At 64.4% G+C, this 17,327-nt stretch carries 20 protein-coding genes; 17 read left to right on the top strand and 3 right to left on the bottom strand.

Annotated features, from left to right (window positions below; genetic code table 11):
* The first annotated feature begins 18 nt into the window (after window positions 1–18).
* Window positions 19–909, top strand: coding sequence for a DMT family transporter (locus J7548_RS08045; protein ID WP_290972873.1), 891 nt, complete (start codon window positions 19–21; stop codon window positions 907–909).
* Here J7548_RS08045 and J7548_RS08050 read toward each other — a convergent pair whose 3' ends face one another.
* The 3 genes from J7548_RS08050 to ychF all read right to left on the bottom strand — a co-directional run bounded on the left by J7548_RS08050 (window position 910) and on the right by ychF (window position 4,255).
* Window positions 910–2,025 carry a sensor domain-containing diguanylate cyclase gene (locus J7548_RS08050; RefSeq protein ID WP_290972876.1) on the bottom strand — a complete coding sequence of 372 codons (1,116 nt, stop codon included), beginning with the start codon at window positions 2,023–2,025 and terminating at the stop codon, window positions 910–912.
* Between the two features lie 175 nt (window positions 2,026–2,200).
* Entirely contained in the window at window positions 2,201–3,109 is a 909-nt protein-coding gene (locus J7548_RS08055) for an SAM-dependent methyltransferase (protein WP_290972879.1), read from the bottom strand.
* Window positions 3,110–3,163: 54 nt separating this feature from the next.
* Entirely contained in the window at window positions 3,164–4,255 is a 1,092-nt protein-coding gene (gene ychF, locus J7548_RS08060; protein ID WP_290972882.1) for a redox-regulated ATPase YchF, read from the bottom strand.
* 381 nt (window positions 4,256–4,636) lie between these two features.
* Here ychF and J7548_RS08065 point away from each other — a divergent pair, with 381 nt between their 5' ends.
* The 16 genes from J7548_RS08065 to hisH all read left to right on the top strand — a co-directional run bounded on the left by J7548_RS08065 (window position 4,637) and on the right by hisH (window position 17,298).
* The gene (locus tag J7548_RS08065) at window positions 4,637–5,440 is read left to right on the top strand and encodes an ABC transporter ATP-binding protein (protein WP_290972889.1); all 804 of its coding nucleotides are present in this window, start codon (window positions 4,637–4,639) and stop codon (window positions 5,438–5,440) included.
* On the top strand, window positions 5,437–6,216 hold the full coding sequence (mlaE, locus tag J7548_RS08070) for a lipid asymmetry maintenance ABC transporter permease subunit MlaE (protein WP_290972892.1): 780 nt from the start codon (window positions 5,437–5,439) through the stop codon (window positions 6,214–6,216). The genes J7548_RS08065 and mlaE overlap by 4 nt, the downstream gene beginning before the upstream one ends.
* A gap of 23 nt (window positions 6,217–6,239) precedes the next feature.
* Window positions 6,240–6,716, top strand: a complete 477-nt coding sequence (gene mlaD, locus J7548_RS08075) for an outer membrane lipid asymmetry maintenance protein MlaD (protein ID WP_290972895.1) — start codon at window positions 6,240–6,242, stop codon at window positions 6,714–6,716.
* Entirely contained in the window at window positions 6,713–7,426 is a 714-nt protein-coding gene (locus tag J7548_RS08080; protein ID WP_290972898.1) for a VacJ family lipoprotein, read from the top strand. The genes mlaD and J7548_RS08080 overlap by 4 nt, the downstream gene beginning before the upstream one ends.
* Window positions 7,427–7,630: 204 nt before the next feature.
* Window positions 7,631–8,263 carry an ABC transporter substrate-binding protein gene (locus J7548_RS08085; RefSeq protein WP_290972901.1) on the top strand — a complete coding sequence of 211 codons (633 nt, stop codon included), beginning with the start codon at window positions 7,631–7,633 and terminating at the stop codon, window positions 8,261–8,263.
* 19 nt (window positions 8,264–8,282) lie between these two features.
* Window positions 8,283–8,588 (top strand): STAS domain-containing protein, encoded by a 306-nt coding sequence (locus J7548_RS08090; protein WP_290972902.1) that lies wholly within the window; start codon window positions 8,283–8,285, stop codon window positions 8,586–8,588.
* A gap of 234 nt (window positions 8,589–8,822) precedes the next feature.
* Window positions 8,823–9,734, top strand: coding sequence for an ABC transporter ATP-binding protein (locus J7548_RS08095; protein ID WP_290972905.1), 912 nt, complete (start codon window positions 8,823–8,825; stop codon window positions 9,732–9,734).
* Window positions 9,731–10,495, top strand: a complete 765-nt coding sequence (locus tag J7548_RS08100; protein WP_290972908.1) for an ABC transporter permease — start codon at window positions 9,731–9,733, stop codon at window positions 10,493–10,495. Before J7548_RS08095 ends, J7548_RS08100 begins: the two co-directional genes overlap by 4 nt.
* Window positions 10,496–10,523: 28 nt before the next feature.
* Window positions 10,524–10,760: a BolA family protein gene (locus J7548_RS08105; RefSeq protein ID WP_290972911.1), complete on the top strand. Its 237-nt coding sequence runs from the start codon at window positions 10,524–10,526 to the stop codon at window positions 10,758–10,760.
* Window positions 10,761–10,769: 9 nt separating this feature from the next.
* Window positions 10,770–12,020, top strand: coding sequence for a UDP-N-acetylglucosamine 1-carboxyvinyltransferase (gene murA / locus J7548_RS08110; RefSeq protein ID WP_290972914.1), 1,251 nt, complete (start codon window positions 10,770–10,772; stop codon window positions 12,018–12,020).
* Between the two features lie 21 nt (window positions 12,021–12,041).
* Complete coding sequence (gene hisG, locus J7548_RS08115; RefSeq protein ID WP_290972917.1) at window positions 12,042–12,692, top strand: ATP phosphoribosyltransferase; 651 nt, start codon at window positions 12,042–12,044, stop codon at window positions 12,690–12,692.
* A 40-nt stretch (window positions 12,693–12,732) separates the two neighbouring features.
* Entirely contained in the window at window positions 12,733–14,046 is a 1,314-nt protein-coding gene (hisD, locus tag J7548_RS08120; protein ID WP_290972921.1) for a histidinol dehydrogenase, read from the top strand.
* Window positions 14,047–14,050: 4 nt separating this feature from the next.
* Window positions 14,051–14,866 (top strand): site-specific DNA-methyltransferase, encoded by an 816-nt coding sequence (locus J7548_RS08125; protein ID WP_290972924.1) that lies wholly within the window; start codon window positions 14,051–14,053, stop codon window positions 14,864–14,866.
* Window positions 14,847–15,959 carry a histidinol-phosphate transaminase gene (gene hisC / locus J7548_RS08130; protein WP_290972927.1) on the top strand — a complete coding sequence of 371 codons (1,113 nt, stop codon included), beginning with the start codon at window positions 14,847–14,849 and terminating at the stop codon, window positions 15,957–15,959. Before J7548_RS08125 ends, hisC begins: the two co-directional genes overlap by 20 nt.
* 60 nt (window positions 15,960–16,019) lie before the next feature.
* Complete coding sequence (hisB, locus tag J7548_RS08135; protein WP_290972930.1) at window positions 16,020–16,616, top strand: imidazoleglycerol-phosphate dehydratase HisB; 597 nt, start codon at window positions 16,020–16,022, stop codon at window positions 16,614–16,616.
* 43 nt (window positions 16,617–16,659) lie between these two features.
* A complete protein-coding gene (gene hisH / locus J7548_RS08140; RefSeq protein ID WP_290972933.1) occupies window positions 16,660–17,298 on the top strand; it encodes an imidazole glycerol phosphate synthase subunit HisH in 639 nt (212 codons plus the stop codon).
* The last annotated feature ends 29 nt before the right edge of the window (window positions 17,299–17,327 follow it).

Here is a 17,327-nt window from a genome sequence, read left to right on the forward strand (position 1 = left end):
GTCGAGGCAACAACCGATATGCAACACATTCCCAAGTCCGCCGTCGCGGCCCTGCTGGTCAACACCACGATCTGGGGGCTTTCCTGGACCGGCATGCGCGCCCTGGAAAGCATGGGCCTGCATCCGCTGTGGGCCACCGCGGCCATCTTCGCCGGTTGCACCGCCATGCTGCTGGCGGCCAAGCGCCGCGATATCGGGCAACTGCGCCGGCATCCCGAATTGATCGGCGTGGCCCTGGCCAGCGGGCTGACCAATACCGCCTTCAACGTCGCCATCGCTTACGGCGACGTGGTGCGCGTGATCCTGCTGTTTTACCTGATGCCGATCTGGGCCGTGGTGCTGGCGCGCATCGTCCTGCATGAAGCCGTCACTGCGCGTTCGCTGGGGCGGGTGGCGCTGGGCTTGTCCGGCGCGGTGATCGTGCTCTACCAGCCGCGCCTGGGCTTGCCGCTGCCGCGCACCTTGCCTGATTGGCTGGCGGTGCTGGGCGGCATGGCCTTCGCCGTCAACAACGTGGTGCTGCGCCGCTTGCACGGCGTGTCAGACGGCGCCCGCGCGATTGCCATGCTGAGCGGCGGAACGCTCCTGGCCAGCTTGCTGGGCCTGGCGTTTGCGGCTGCGGGACAGGTTTCCTGGCCGGCTGCGGTGCCGGGGGCGGCGTGGCCGCTGGTGGGGATGTGGTCGGTGCTGTTCCTGGTCTCCAACCTGTGCCTGCAATACGGCGTGACGCGCCTGCCTGCCAACATCACGGCGGTGGTGATGCTGGCGGAGATCCTGGTGGCGAGCCTGTCGGCATGGCTGCTGGGCGCCGCCGAGCTGCGGCTCCAGGATGTGGTCGGCGGCGCGTTCATCATCGCCGCGCCGTGGCTCATCCGCGACCGGCGCGCCGCCGCGCCGTCGGCCGCCTGATCAGGAAGCCAGCACCACGCGGTTGCGGCCGCTTTCCTTGGCCTGGTAGAGCGCCAGGTCGGCGGCCTTGAGCATGGATTGCTTGACTTCATCGGTCGGCCGGCTGCGCTCTGGCGGCACCAGCGAGGCCGCGCCGATGGACGCGGTGATCTTGAGCGGATCGCGCGAGCCTTCGATCATGATGCCGCGGCTGGAGATGCCGGCGCGAATGCGCTCGGCGATGCGCGCCGCGTCTTCGCGCGTGGCGTGCGTGAGCAGCACCACGAATTCTTCGCCGCCGAAACGGCCCAGCGCGTCCGACAGGCGCAATTCCTTCTTGATCCGCGCCGCCACTTCACGCAGCACGTCGTCGCCGCTCTGGTGGCCGAACTGGTCGTTGACGCGCTTGAAATGGTCGATATCGATGAACAGGCACGACAGTGCCGAGCGTTCGCGCTGGCCGCGCGCGACTTCCTCGTGCATGCGCTGTTCGATGTAGCGGCGGTTGTTGACGCCGGTGAGCGGGTCGGTCAGGCCGATATGCTTCAGTCGCTCGTTGTTGATCACGTTTTCCAGGCAGATCGCAGCCACCGTCGCCAGGCGCTGGATGAAGTCGGTGGCCAGCTTGCGCGTGAAGCGGTCCGGATAGGCGCTGCCCAGCGCCAGGTAGCCCAGCAGGCGGTGCTGGCGCACCAGCGGCAGGATCGCCACGCTGCCGGGCTGGTAGTTGGGGAACAGGGGCTGGTGCAATGCCGGGATGTATTCGCCCAGCCGGGGCTTCTCCGCCGACAGGCGGTAGCCGTCCTCGTCGGGAAAGGCGATCGGCCGTTTCAGGAACAGCAGGTTGGGAAATTCGTTCAGCCCGATCTGCAGGTCGCGCAGGATGCGCTGGATCGCGTAGTCGTCGTCGACCAGGGACAGCGTCACGGTTTCCAGGTTGAACACGCCCGGCATGGTCACCAGCATGGCTTCGATCAGCTCGCGGAATTCGCTGGCGCCGATCAGCTTCAGGTCGAAGGCCTGGTGGCGCTCGATGATGGATTGGTTGATATGCGCCTGCTGCAGCAGATCCTGCAGCTCGGAGCGCAGTTGCTGGTTGTCGGCGATGAGCGTTTCCGTATCGACAGCGGATGTCATGTGCATTTTCCGGCGTTAGGCCGGCCCCTCCACTCCCGTTGCGCAAACCGGTTGCCCGGTCTCCCCTTTGTTGCCCGTGCGGACGTTTCTTGGCGGAGGCATCAGTCCCACCTGAATGCCCGCCGGGAAACGCCGTTATCCCGATTCCTGTCGCAAGACGTGCCCTGGCGCTCCTTCAGGCCGCCGGCGGCGCGAAGAAACGCTCTCCCATCTCTTCCAGTCCCAGCGTGCGCAGCACCTCCTGCAGGCGCTCGGCCGGTCGGCGGCGCGGCAGGTCGCGGTATTGCGCGATGATCAGTTCATTCTTCATCGAGTGTTCCCAGCCCACCAGTTCGGTCACGCTGACCTTGTAGCCGTGCGCTTCCAGTTGCAGGCAGCGCAGCACGTTGGTGACCTGGCTGCCGAACTCGCGCGTATGCAGCGGATGGCGCCAGATCTCGGTGAGCGAGTTGGACAGCGACTTGCCCTTGTGGCGGTTGAGCACCGAAGCCACTTCGGCCTGGCAGCACGGCACCAGCACGATGAAGCGCGCCTTTTTCTTCAGCGCGAAATGGATGGCGTCGTCGGTGGCGGTGTCGCAGGCGTGCAGCGCGGTGACCACGTCGATCTGCGGCGGCAGCTGGTCGGAGACGATCGAATCGGCCACCGACAGGTTGACGAAGGACATGCCGCCAAAGCCCAGCCGCGCGGCCAGCTCCTGCGATTTCTTCACCAGCTCCTCGCGGGTCTCGATGCCGTAGATGTGCGGCGCGCCCTGCAAGGACTTGAAGAACAGGTCGTACAGGATGAAGCCCAGGTAGGACTTGCCGGCGCCGTGGTCAACCAGCGTCACGTCAGGATGGTCCTGCAGCACTTCAGCCAGCAGCGGCTCGATGAACTGGTACAGGTGGTAGACCTGCTTGAGCTTGCGGCGGCTGTCCTGGTTGAGCTTGCCGTCGCGCGTGAGGATGTGCAGTTCCTTGAGCAGTTCGATCGATTGGCCGGGGCGGATTTCATGCGCCGTAGGTGCGGCATCGGCGGCTTGCGGCGGGCGCTTTCCCCGGTTCTTGCTGTCGCCCGTCGGCGGGATGGCTTGCTTGCTCATGGTGCTGCTAAGAAGGTTGGCGCCGGCAGGAGGCCCGCCGGCGATGATGCAATATCAGACGTTGAACAGGAAGTTCATCACATCGCCGTCCTTGACGATGTATTCCTTGCCTTCGGCGCGCATCTTGCCCGCTTCCTTGGCGCCCGCTTCACCCTTGAAGGCGATGAAGTCCTCGTAGGCGATGGTCTGGGCGCGGATGAAGCCGCGTTCGAAGTCGGTGTGGATCACGCCGGCGGCCTGCGGCGCAGTGGCGCCGACCGGCACCGTCCAGGCGCGCACTTCCTTCACGCCGGCGGTGAAATAGGTCTGCAGGCCGAGCAGCTTGAAGCCGGCTCGGATCAGGCGGTCCAGGCCCGGTTCTTCCATGCCCATGTCGGCCAGGAATTCGGCGCGGTCGGCATCGTCCAGGTCGGCGATCTCGGCTTCGATGGCGGCGCAGATGGCCACGATCGGGGCGTTCTGTTCCTTGGCGTAGGCAGACAACTGGTCCAGCAGCGGGTTGTCGGTGAAGCCGGAGTCGGAGACGTTGGCCACGTACATGGCCGGCTTGGCGGTGATCAGGCACAGCGGCTTGATCAGCAGCATTTCCTCGGCGTCCAGGCCCAGCGCGCGCACCGGCTTGGCTTCGTCCAGCGCCGGCATGATGCGCTCCAGCAGGGCCACCAGCTTGGCGGCGTCCTTGTCGCCCGAGCGCGCCTTCTTCTGTTCGCGGTGGATGGCCTTCTCGACGGTGCCCATGTCGGCCAGCGCCAGTTCGGTCTGGATCACGGCGATGTCGTCGAGCGGGCTCACGCGGCCGGCGACGTGGATCACGTTGGGGTCTTCGAAGCAGCGCACCACGTTGACGATGGCGTCGGTCTCGCGGATGTGCGACAGGAACTGGTTGCCCAGGCCTTCACCCTTGGAGGCGCCCGCCACCAGGCCGGCGATGTCGACGAATTCGACCACGGCCGGCAGGATGCGCTCGGGCTTGACGATCTCGGCCAGTGCCGTCAGGCGCGGATCGGGGACTTCCACCACGCCCACGTTCGGCTCGATGGTGCAGAACGGATAGTTCTCGGCGGCGATGCCGGCCTTGGTCAGGGCGTTGAAGAGGGTGGATTTTCCGACGTTGGGCAGGCCCACGATGCCGCATTTGAGGCTCATGACAAATTCTTCCGAAAGCAAAACCGCCATTGTATCAAGGCGGACGTGGTTGCCCTAGGGGCGGTATGCATGGGCGGATGGCAGGCGGGGCGATTGCGGAGTGACGATACGTATCGTGTCGATCCGATTGCGCAGGAAATCAGCAAATGTTGCGTGCGAACCACATTTGGGCACGGCATCATGACTCCCAGGGTTTTAATGACTGATGTGTCATTAAGGACGATGCTGTTAAAAAACAATAACTTTGGCAAACATGGGCAGAAGTTGCCAAGAACGTGCAATTTCCTTGCAAGGTCTTTACAGGCTGTATTGCCATCTTGAAAGCGATTTGTAAATTTTGATCTACAATGTCGGTTTTCCAAAGAAATCGAAGAAACCGCTTTGCAAAACATCGTAGAAATCCGCGATTTGCATTTCCGCTATGGCGACAGGCCTATCCTCACCGGGCTGCGCATGGACTTCCCGCGCGGCAAGGTCGTGGCGGTGATGGGCGGTTCCGGCTCGGGCAAGACCACCATCCTGCGCCTGATCGGCGGCCAGCTGCAGCCGCAGCAAGGCACGCTGACGGTGGATGGCGAGAACGTCCCCGGCCTCGATACCAAGCAGCTTTACCTGCTGCGCCGCAAGATGGGCATGCTGTTCCAGAATGGCGCTTTGTTTACCGACATGACGGTGTTCGACAACGTGGCCTTCCCGCTGCGCGAACACACCGACCTGGACGAGGAACTGATCCGCGACCTGGTGCTGATGAAGCTCAATGCGGTCGGCCTGCGCAACGCCGCGGCTCTGAAGCCGGCCGAGATTTCCGGCGGCATGGCGCGCCGCGTCGCGCTGGCGCGCACCATCGCGCTCGATCCGCTGCTGATCATGTATGACGAGCCCTTCGCCGGCCTCGACCCGATTTCCATGGGCGTGACCGCCAACCTGATCCGCCGCCTGAACGACGCGCTGGGTTCGACCTCGATCCTGGTGTCGCACGACGTCAACGAATCCTTCGCCATTGCCGACTATGTGTATTTCCTGTCGCAGGGCCAGATCGTGGCGCAGGGCACGCCGGCCGAGATGCGCGCCTCGACCGATCCGTACGTGAAGCAGTTCGTGCACGCCGAGGCCGACGGCCCGGTGCCGTTCCATTATCCCGGCAAGTCGCTGGCCGAGGACCTGGGGCTGGGAGGCCGGGCATGATCGTCAACCTGTTGGCCGGCCTGGGCCGCGCGATCCGCGAATTCATCGTCGGCACCGGCTTCGCCGCGCGCATGTTCTTCAATATGCTGGGCGCATCGCTGGGCCTGTTGCGCCGCCCGCGCCTGATTACCGACCAGATCCACTTCATCGGCAACTATTCGCTGGTGATCATCGCGGTGTCCGGCCTGTTCGTCGGTTTCGTGCTGGGCCTGCAAGGCTATTACACGCTCAATAAATACGGCTCCGAACAGGCGCTGGGTTTGCTGGTGGCGCTGTCGCTGACGCGCGAACTGGGGCCGGTGGTGACGGCGCTGCTGTTCGCCGGCCGCGCCGGCACTTCGCTGACCGCCGAGATCGGCCTGATGAAGGCCGGCGAGCAGTTGTCGGCGATGGAAATGATGGCGGTCAATCCGCTGCAGCGCGTGGTCGCGCCGCGCTTCTGGGCCGGCGTGATCGCCATGCCGGTGCTGGCGGCGATCTTTTCCGCCGTGGGCGTGATCGGTGGCTATGTGGTCGGCGTGCTGCTGATCGGCGTCGACGAAGGCGCCTTCTGGTCGCAGATGCAGGGCGGCGTGGACGTGTGGAACGACATCGCCAACGGCGTGCTGAAAAGCATCGTATTCGGCATCGCCGTCACCTTCGTGGCGCTGTTCCAGGGCTATGAGGCGCAGCCGACGCCGGAAGGCGTGGCGCGCGCCACTACCCGCACCGTGGTGATCGCTTCGCTGATGGTGCTGGGCCTGGACTTCCTCCTGACCGCGCTGATGTTCAGCTGACGGAATCAATAAAAGGTATGACTATGCAACGTAAATCACTGGACGCCTGGGTTGGAATCTTCGTGCTGCTGGGGCTGGCGGCGCTGGTGTTTCTGGCGCTCAAGGCCGGCAATATGAACGCGATGTCGTTTGGCCAGAAAACCTACACCGTCAAGGCCAATTTCGATAACATCGGTGGACTGAAGTCGCGCGCGGCGGTCAAGAGCGCCGGCGTGGTGGTGGGCCGTGTCGATGCGATCCGTTTCGACGACCAGACCTTCCGCGCCGTCGTTACCTTGAACATGAACGAGGGCTACAAGTTTCCCAAGGACAGTTCCGCCAAGATCCTGACTTCGGGCTTGCTGGGCGAGCAGTACATTGGCATCGAGCCGGGCGGCGACACCGCCAACCTGGCATCGGGGGATACAATAAAAATGACACAATCTGCGATTGTTCTGGAGAACCTGATCGGTCAGTTCCTCTATAGCAAGGCGGCAGAGGGAAAGGATGATTCCAAATGACCTACGCAGCGCGCATCGGCGCATTCGCCCTGGCCGCCGCAGCCCTGACCGGCTGCGCCACCAACAATAATCCCAACGATCCGCTGGAAGGCTTCAACCGCGCGATGTTCAGCTTCAACGATACGGTCGACACGTATGCCTTGAAGCCGGCCGCGCAGGCCTATGACGCCGTGGTGCCGAACCCGGTGCAGAGCGGCATCGGCAACTTCTTCGGCAACATCGGCGACCTGTGGTCGTCGATCAACCAACTGCTGCAGGGCCGCGTCGAACAGGGCGTGTCGACCTTCATGCGGGTGGCGATCAACACCACCTTCGGCCTGGGCGGCGTGCTGGACGTGGCGACCGAGGCGCGCCTGCCGCGCGAGAAATCCGATTTCGGCCAGACCCTGGGCAAGTGGGGCGTCGGCTCCGGTCCGTACGTGGTGCTGCCGTTCTTCGGCCCGTCCACCATCCGCGACACCGCCGGCCTGCCGGTCGACCTGTACGGCGACCTGTGGACCTACAAGCGCCCGACCCGCTGGCGCAACGTGGGTTCTGTGATCCGCGTGGTGGATCGCCGTGCCCAATTGCTGGATGCCTCGACCCTGCTGGAAGACGCCGCGCTGGACAAGTACGATTTCGTGCGTGATGCTTACATCCAGCGTCGCCAGTCGCAAATCGACGGCGGCAATGCCGGCAAGGAACAGAAGGAAGAGGCCATCAAGCCGTGATGGCATGGCCGCCACCGGCGGCCGGCTCCTTGAATTGCAGCAAACCGTACAAACTGTAAGATCCGTCGCCGTCTGTGACGGCGCTGGAACCCGAAGGGCGGCGCGGCCTCGAACGCAGGCCGGCAGTCACCGGAAGTTTGCGTCGGCTCACCGATTGTCAGCGGCATGTGGCTGCGCCGCTCTTATTCGAATGGATAAAGAATTATGAAGATGTTCACCAAACTGATCGCTATCGCTGTTTCCGCACTGGCCTTTTCCGGCGCCGCTTCCGCCCAGGAAGCGCCTGACGCGCTGGTCAAGCGCATCAGCTCGGAAGTGCTGGACACCGCCAAGAGCGACAAGGACATCCAGTCCGGCAACAACAGCCGCATCATGCAGCTGGTCGAGCAGAAGATTCTGCCGTACGTCGACTTCGAGCGCATGACCCAGCTCGCCGCCGGCCGTTTCTGGCGCCAGGCCACTCCGGAACAGCAAAAGCAGCTGATCGCCGAATTCCGCAGCCTGCTGGTCTACACCTACTCCGGCGCGCTGTCGCAGGTGCGCGACCAGAAGATCGAATTCAAGCCGCTGCGCGCGGCGCCGACCGACACCGAAGTGGAAGTCAATTCGCAAGTGATTTCCTCGCGCGGCGGCGAGCCGATCCAATTGAGCTATCGCCTGGAAAAGAAGGCCGACGGCTGGAAGCTGTATGACGTCAACGTGCTGGGCGCCTGGCTGGTGGAAGCCTACAAGGGCACCTTCGCCAATGAAATCAACAAGGGCGGCATCGACGGCCTGATCAAGGCGCTGTCGGACAAGAACAAGCAACTGGCCGCACGCGCTGCCGGCAAGAAGTAATTCAGAAAGACTCTCCATCATGTTCAAGCCCGGCGCCTCGCTGACCGTCAAGAATGCCAGTTCCGTCCTCGGCGAGGGCCTGTCGGCCATCGCCGCCGGCCAGGCCAGCATCGACGTCAGCGGCGTGACGGCGGTCGACTCGTCGGCGGTGGCCACGCTGCTGGCATGGCGCCGCGCGGCGCAGGCCCGCGGCGCGGCGCTCGACTTCGGCACGCTGCCGGCCAACCTGCAAAGCCTGGCCGACCTCTATGGCGTTTCCCCGCTGCTTAATGGAGGCGTGGGCAGCGCGGCGGCGCCCACCTCCGCCACCGACCGACATCATTGACGGTTCCCTGAGCCGGCATTCCGGCACCCTGGGCCTGCGCCGCCATCGGCGGCAATCCGGCCCGCAATATCGAATTCCCCTATAATCTCCTGTTTTACCGCCGGTTTCTGAGACCGGCCCGGCGCCGTTCCAATGCGCTTTGCACAATCCGGAGCGGCCGGCGAGCGGAGGGGGGCTCTTTTCCGCCGCTCCATTCTTTCTTGTAAGTAACAAATAGATCGGGCTATCGGCATCATGGCCGCTTTGCAAATCAATGACATCAAGAAACGCTACCAGTCGCTGCAGGCGCTGGGCGGCGTTTCTCTGGCGATCGAAGAAGGCGAATTCTTCGGCCTGCTCGGCCCCAACGGCGCCGGCAAGACCACGCTGATCTCCATCGTCGCCGGCCTGAACCGGGCCGATTCCGGCAACGTCTCCATCCACGGTCACGACGTGGTCTCCGACTACCGCGCCGCCCGCATGAAGCTGGGCGTGGTGCCGCAGGAACTGGTATTCGATCCCTTCTTCACCGTGCGCGAGACCTTGCGCATGCAATCCGGCTATTTCGGCCTGAAGAACAACGACAAGTGGATCGACGAGGTGATGGAAAACCTGGACCTCACCAACAAGGCCGACACCAACATGCGCGCGCTCTCCGGCGGCATGAAGCGGCGCGTGCTGGTGGCCCAGGCGCTGGTGCACAAGCCGCCGGTGATCGTGCTCGACGAGCCGACCGCCGGCGTGGACGTGGAACTGCGCCAGACGCTGTGGAAATTCATCGGCCGCCTGAACCGCGAAGGCCACACCATCGTGCTGACCACCCACTACCTGGAAGAGGCGCAGGCGCTGTGCAACCGCATCGCCATGCTCAAGCTGGGCAAAGTGGTGGCGCTGGACTCCACCGATGGCCTGATCAAGCGCATCTCCGGTTCGCAACTGGTGCTGCGCCTGAAGAGCGGCGGCCTGCCGGACGCGCTCAAGCCGCTGGTGACGCATCCCGAGGAACTGTTGTCGGGCAATAAATTCACGCTGCGCGTGACCGACTACCAGGAAGTCGAACCGATCCTGGCCGCCCTGCGCGCCGGCGGCGCCGAGATCGACGACCTGCAATTGCAGCAGGCCGACCTGGAAGACGTGTTCATCCAGATCATGGGAGATGAAAAATGACCGGCTTCCAGACCCTGTTCTACAAGGAAATCCTGCGCTTCTGGAAAGTCGCCACGCAAACCGTGACGGCGCCCATCATGACCGCGCTGCTGTATCTGCTGATCTTCGGCCATGTGCTGCAAGACCACGTGCAGGTCTATCCGGGCGTGCAGTACACCGGCTTTCTGGTGCCCGGCCTGGTGATGATGAGCGTGCTGCAGAATGCCTTCGCCAACAGTTCGTCCTCGCTGATCCAGTCCAAGATCACCGGCAACCTGGTGTTCGTGCTGTTGACGCCGCTGTCGCACTGGGAACTGTTCGGCGGCTACGTGCTGGCGGCGGTGGTGCGCGGCCTGATCGTCGGCGCCGGCGTGTTCGTGGTGACCGCCTGGTTCGGCCACCTGGATTTCGTGGCGCCGCTGTGGATCGCGGTGTTCGCCCTGCTGGGCGCCGGCATCCTCGGCACCATGGGCCTGATCGCCGGCATCTGGGCCGAGAAGTTCGACCAGCTGGCGGCATTCCAGAACTTCCTGATCGTGCCGCTGACCTTCCTGGCCGGCGTGTTCTATTCGATACACTCGCTGCCGCCGTTCTGGCAGGCGGTGTCGCATTTCAACCCGTTTTTTTATATGATCGACGGCTTCCGCTACGGCTTTTTCGGCAAGTCCGACATCGATCCCATGACCAGCCTTGGCATCGTGGCCGTGTTCTTCGTGGCGCTCGCCACGCTGGCGGTGCGCCTGCTCAAGAGCGGCTACAAGCTGCGCGCAGGTTCGCACTGACGCTACCGCCCCCATCACCGAACGAATCATGCTACCCACACCCGAACTCGTCAAAAGCTACATCGTCGCCGGCCTCGATTGCCGGCATATCGAAGTCGAAGGCGACGGCCAGCATTTCACCGCCGTCATCGTCTCCGACGCCTTCGCCGGCAAGCGCCTGATCCAGCGCCACCAGCTGGTCTACGCCGCGCTGGGCGACCGCATGCGCGAGGAAATCCACGCGTTGTCGATGAAAACCCTCACCCCTGAAGAATTCCAGAAATAAGGCAAGAACATGGACAAGCTCGCAATCCGCGGCGGCAAGCGCCTCTCCGGCGAAGTCACCATCTCCGGCGCCAAGAACGCGGCGCTGCCCATCCTGTGCGCCGGCCTGCTGACGGCCGACGACCTGCGCCTGACCAACGTCCCGCACCTGCAGGACGTGCTGACCATCACCAAGCTGATGAAGCAGATGGGCTTGCGCGTGGAGGAAAATGGCGACGAAACGATCCTCAACGGCAACGACATCACCAAGCTGGAAGCGCCCTACGAACTGGTCAAGACCATGCGCGCCAGCATCCTGGTGCTGGGCCCGCTGCTGGCGCGCTTCGGCGAAGCCAAGGTATCGCTGCCGGGCGGCTGCGCCATCGGTTCGCGTCCGGTCGACCAGCACATCAAGGGCTTGCAGGCGATGGGCGCCGACATCCATATCGACGCCGGCTACATCTACGCCAAGGCCAAGCGCCTGAAGGGCGCGCGCATCGTCACCGACATGATCACCGTCACCGGCACCGAGAACCTGCTGATGGCCGCCGTGCTGGCCGAGGGCGAGACCGTGCTGGAAAACGCCGCGCGCGAACCGGAGGTGGGCGACCTGGCCAACCTGCTGGTGAAGATGGGCGCCAGGATCGAAGGCATCGGCAGCGACCGCCTGGTGATCCAGGGCGTGGACAAGCTGCATGGCGCCTCCCATGAGGTGATCGCCGACCGTATCGAAACCGGCACCTTCCTGTGCGCGGCGGCCGCCGCCGGCGGCGACGTCACGCTGCGCCGCACCCGTTCCGGCCTGCTCGACGCGGCGCTGGACAAGCTGCGCGAAGCCGGCGCCATCCTCACCTCGGGCGAGGACTGGATCCGCATCCAGATGGCGCGCCGTCCCAAGGCGGTGAGCTTCCGCACCACCGAATATCCGGGTTTCCCGACCGACATGCAGGCGCAATTCATGGCGCTGAACTGCATCGCAGAAGGCACCAGCCACGTCACCGAAACCATCTTCGAAAACCGTTTCATGCACGTGCAGGAGCTGAACCGCCTGGGCGCGGCCATCGACATCGAAGGCAACACCGCCATCATCAAGGGCGTGGACAAGTTCGTCGGCGCGCCGGTGATGGCGACCGACCTGCGCGCCTCCGCTTCGCTGGTGATCGCCGGCCTGGCGGCGCAGGGCGAGACGATCGTCGAGCGCATCTACCACCTCGACCGCGGCTACGACCGCATGGAAGCCAAGCTGTCGGCCATCGGCGCCGACATCGAACGCGTCAAATAAGCCTTTCGCAAAGTCCAAGACATGACCCAACAACTGACGCTGGCGCTTTCCAAGGGCCGCATCTTCGAAGAAACCCTGCCGCTGTTGAAGGCCGCCGGCATCACCGTGGCCGAAGACCCGGAGTCGTCGCGCAAGCTGATCCTGCCGACCAACGATCCCAACGTGCGCGTGATCATCGTGCGCGCCTCGGACGTGCCGACCTACGTGCAATACGGCGCCGCCGACTTCGGCGTGGCCGGCAAGGACGTGCTGCTGGAACACGGCGGCGAAGGCCTGTACCAGCCGATCGACCTGAAGATCGCCAAGTGCCGCCTGTCGGTGGCGGTGCAGGAAGGCTTCGACTACGCCAGCGCGGTGCGCCAGGGCGCGCGCCTGCGCGTGGTGACCAAGTATGTGAAGACCGCGCGCGAGCACTTCGCCGCCAAGGGCGTGCACGTCGACCTGATCAAGCTGTACGGCTCGATGGAACTGGGCCCGCTGGTCGGCCTGTCGGACGCCATCGTCGACCTGGTCAGCACCGGCGGCACGCTGCGCGCCAACAAGCTGGTGGAAGTCGAGCACATCATCGACATCTCTTCGCGCCTGGTGGTCAACCAGGCCGCGCTGAAACTGAAGCGCGAGCGCCTGCAACCCATCCTCGAAGCCTTCGAGAAGGCTTCGCAGGCCAAGTAAGCCCCTACATCGATCAAAGCCGTATTTTGCAGGTGACACCATGAGCATTGCCATCCGAAAACTCGATTCCGCCGATGCTGGCTTTCGCGACAAGCTGTCGGCCGTGCTGGCCTTCGAAGCCGGCGAGGACGAAGCCATCGATCGCGCCGCGGCGACGATCCTGGCGGAGGTGAAGGCGCGCGGCGATGCCGCCGTGCTGGAATACACCCAGCGTTTCGACCGCGTGCAGGCCGCTTCGCTGGCCGGCCTGGAAATCGGCAAGGATGCCTTGCAGGCGGCGCTGGCCGGTTTGCCGCCGGCGCGCCGCGAAGCGCTGCAGGCCGCGGCCGACCGCGTGCGCGCCTATCACGAGCGCCAGAAGAAGGAATGCGGCTCCGACGGTTTCCTGTACCAGGAGGCTGATGGCACCGAACTGGGCCAGAAGGTGACCCCGCTGGACCGCGTCGGCATCTACGTGCCGGGCGGCAAGGCGGCCTATCCATCGTCGGTGCTGATGAACGCGATTCCGGCCAAGGTCGCGGGCGTGCAGGAAGTCATCATGGTGGTGCCCACGCCGGACGGCGTGCAGAACGAACTGGTGCTGGCGGCCGCCGCGATCGCCGGCGTCGACCGCGTGTTCACCATCGGCGGCGCGCAGGCTGTGGGCGCGCTGGCCTACGGCACCGCGACTATTCCGCAAGTAGACAAGATCGTCGGCCCCGGCAACGCCTATGTCGCCGCCGCCAAGCGCCGCGTGTTCGGCATCGTCGGCATCGACATGATCGCCGGCCCTTCCGAGATCCTGGTGATCTGCGACGGCAGCACCGATCCCGACTGGATCGCGATGGACCTGTTCTCGCAGGCCGAGCACGATGAGCTGGCGCAATCGATTCTGTTGTGCCCGGACGCCGCCTACATCGCCAAGGTGGAAGCCTCGATCAACAAGCTGCTCGACGCCATGCCGCGCCGCGACGTGATCCGCACTTCGCTGACCGATCGCGGGGCGCTGGTGAAGGTGCGCGACATGGAGGAAGCCTGCGAGATCGCCAACATGATCGCCGCCGAACACCTGGAAATCTCCGCCGAAGAGCCGCAGCAGTGGGCCGACCGGATCCGCCACGCCGGCGCCATGTTCCTCGGCCGCTTCTCGTCCGAATCGCTGGGCGACTACTGCGCCGGCCCCAACCACGTGCTGCCGACTTCGCGCACCGCGCGCTTCTCGTCGCCGCTGGGCGTGTACGACTTCCAGAAGCGCTCCAGCGTGATCCGCGTCTCCGAAGCCGGCGCCCGGGCGCTGGGCAAGATCGCCGCCGAACTGGCGTACGGCGAAGGCTTGCAGGCGCACGCCCGCTCTGCCGAACTGCGCCTGAAGTGATGCGATGACGGTGGCCTCCGACCCGTCTGCAGGCGAAGGCTGGCTGGATCGCGTGCATTGCGAGGATGCGCTGCACGGTTTGCGGCGCATTCCCGACGGCAGCATCGACCTGCTGATCGCCGACCCGCCGTACGGGCTGGGCAAGGACTACGGCAACGATTCCGACAAGCTCGACACCGCCGAATACCTGCGCTGGACCGAGCAGTGGATCGACGCCGCCTTGCCCAAGCTCAAGGCCAACGGCAGCCTCTACATCTTCCTGACCTGGCGCTATTCGCCGGAAATCTTCGTCATGCTGAAGCAGCGCATGACCATGATCAACGAGATCGTCTGGGACCGCCGCGTGCCGTCCATGGGCGGCAGCACCCGGCGCTATTCCTCGGTGCACGACACCATCGGCTTCTTCGCCGCTGCCCGCGATTATTTCTTCGACCTCGACGCCATCCGCATCCCCTACGACGAGCAGACCAAGAAGGCGCGCTCGCGCGCCATCTTCGTCGGCGCCAAGTGGCTGGAGATGGGCTACAACCCCAAGGACGTGTGGAGCGTGTCGCGCCTGCACCGCGAGCACAAGGAGCGCGCCGACCATCCCACGCAAAAGCCGCTGGAGATCGTCGAACGCATGGTCAAGGCCTCCTGCCCACCGGGCGGGGTGGTGCTCGACCCGTTCATGGGCAGTGGCACCACGGCGGTGGCGGCGCGCCGCTGCGGCCGGCATTTTGCCGGCTTCGAACTCAATTCCGATTATTGCGAACTGATCCGCCGGCGCCTGGAGGCGCTGGAACCTGCGAGCCAACAAGATGAACAAGTCACCGGCTGACCCCGCTTCCTGCGACATACTGATCGATAGCGTCATCCGCCCGCTGGTGCGCGGCTGGCAGGCATACCACGTGCCCGATGCCGGGGGCATGCTCAAGCTGGACGCGATGGAGAATCCGTACACCTTGCCGCCCGAACTGCATCAGGCCCTGGCACAGCGGCTGGCGCAGGCGGAACTGAACCGCTATCCGGTGCCGTCCTATGTGCGCCTGAAAGAGGCGATCCGCAGCAAGCTGGGCGTGCCGGACGGCTACGACGTGTTGCTGGGCAACGGTTCGGATGAGCTGATTTCCATCCTGTCGATGGCCTGCGCCGTACCCGGCCGCAAGGTGCTGGCGCCGGAACCCAGCTTCGTGATGTACCAGGTGTCAGCGCTGGCGGCCGGTCTGGAATACGTCGGCGTGCCGCTGCGTGCCGACTTCACGCTGGATGTGCCGGCCATGCTGGCGGCGATGGCGCTGCACCGTCCGGCCATCACCTATCTCTCCTATCCCAACAATCCGACCGGCACGCTGTTCGAGGCCGCCGACATCCTGCGCATCGTGCAGGCCGCCGCGCCGTACGGCCTGGTGGTGGTGGACGAGGCTTACCAGCCGTTCGCCCAGACCAGCCTGATGCAGGCGTTGCCGCAGTTCAACAATCTGGTGGTGATGCGCACGGTGTCCAAGCTGGGGCTGGCCGGCATCCGCCTGGGCTACATGTCGGCCGCGCCGGCGCTGTTGCGTGAATTCGACAAGGTACGCCCGCCGTACAACATCAACGTCTTGACCGAGGCGGCCGCGCTGTTCATGCTGGAACACCTCGACGTGCTGGAAGCGCAGGCCGCCGCGCTGCGCAGCGGTCGCACCGCGCTGATGGCGCAATTGGCCGCGCTGGACGGGGTGGAAGTGTTCCCGTCGGCCGCCAACTTCGTGCTGATCCGCGTCCCGCAGGCCGATAAAGTTTTCAGCGCTTTGCTCGCAGCCAAGGTGCTGGTCAAAAATGCCGGTAGAATGCATGTATTGCTGCACAACTGTTTGCGCATCACCGTCAGCACAGAAGAAGAAAACGCCGCCTTCCTGGCGGCCCTGCAAGCGGAGCTGGCGGCGTTGTAAAGGCGCGCATCGGCACCATCTAGGCAAAACCCAACTGTTGAACCCGCGTTACCCCTGACCATGTCTACACCCAGAACCGCAGAAGTCGTCCGCAACACCAACGAAACCCAGATTCGCGTTGCGATCAACCTGGACGGAACCGGCAAGCAAAAGCTTGATACCGGCGTGCCGTTCCTCGACCACATGCTGGACCAGATTGCGCGCCACGGCCTGATCGACCTGGACATCCATGCCAAGGGCGACCTGCATATCGACGCGCACCACACGGTGGAAGACGTGGGCATCACGCTGGGCATGGCGTTCGCCAAGGCCATCGGCGACAAGAAGGGCATCCGCCGCTACGGCCATGCCTACGTGCCGCTGGACGAAGCGCTGTCGCGAGTGGTAATCGACTTCTCCGGCCGTCCCGGCCTGGAATACCACATCCCGTTCACGCGTTCGATGATCGGCGGCTTCGACGTCGACCTGACCAGCGAGTTCTTCCACGGTTTCGTCAACCATGCGCAAGTGACCCTGCACATCGACAACCTGCGCGGCCTCAATGCGCACCACCAGTGCGAGACCGTGTTCAAGGCATTCGGCCGCGCGCTGCGCATGGCGATCGAGCTCGACGAGCGCGCCGCCGGCACGATTCCATCCACCAAGGGCAGCTTGTAACCACCTGGCATCTCCGGCGCATGAGCGCGCCGCCATCTTCGATATGAATAAAATTGTTGTAGTGGATTACGGCATGGGCAACCTGCGCTCGGTAGCGCAAGCCCTGCGCCATGTCGCGCCCGAAGCAGACGTGCGCATCTCCGGCGAGGTCGCCGACATCCGCGGCGCCGACCGCGTGGTGCTGCCCGGCCAGGGCGCCATGCCCGACTGCATGCGCTGCCTGCGCGAGTCGGGCCTGCAGGAAGCGGTGGTCGAGGCTTCGCGCAGCAAACCGCTGTTCGGCGTGTGCGTGGGCGAGCAGATGCTGTTCGACTGGAGCGAGGAAGGCGATACCCCCGGCCTGGGCCTGTTGCCGGGCAAGGTGGTGCGTTTCGAGCTGGACGGCCTGCTGCAGGACGACGGTTCGCGCTACAAGGTACCGCAGATGGGCTGGAACCACGTGCGCCAGAGCGCACAGCATCCGCTGTGGGAAGGGATTGCCGACAATGCCTACTTCTACTTCGTGCACAGTTTTTATGCAGTCCCGGCAGACCAGGCGCATGTGGTCGGCCAGACGCCTTACGGCCGCGATTTCGCCTGCGCGGTGGCCCGCGATAATATCTTTGCAACCCAGTTCCACCCGGAAAAAAGTGCCGCCGCGGGTTTGCAGCTGTATCGGAATTTCGTACACTGGAAGCCTTGATTTTTGCCTTTCAGGCAAGAACCGGCGAG

Source organism: Herbaspirillum sp. (genome assembly GCF_017744395.1).
GTDB lineage: Bacteria > Pseudomonadota > Gammaproteobacteria > Burkholderiales > Burkholderiaceae_D > Herbaspirillum.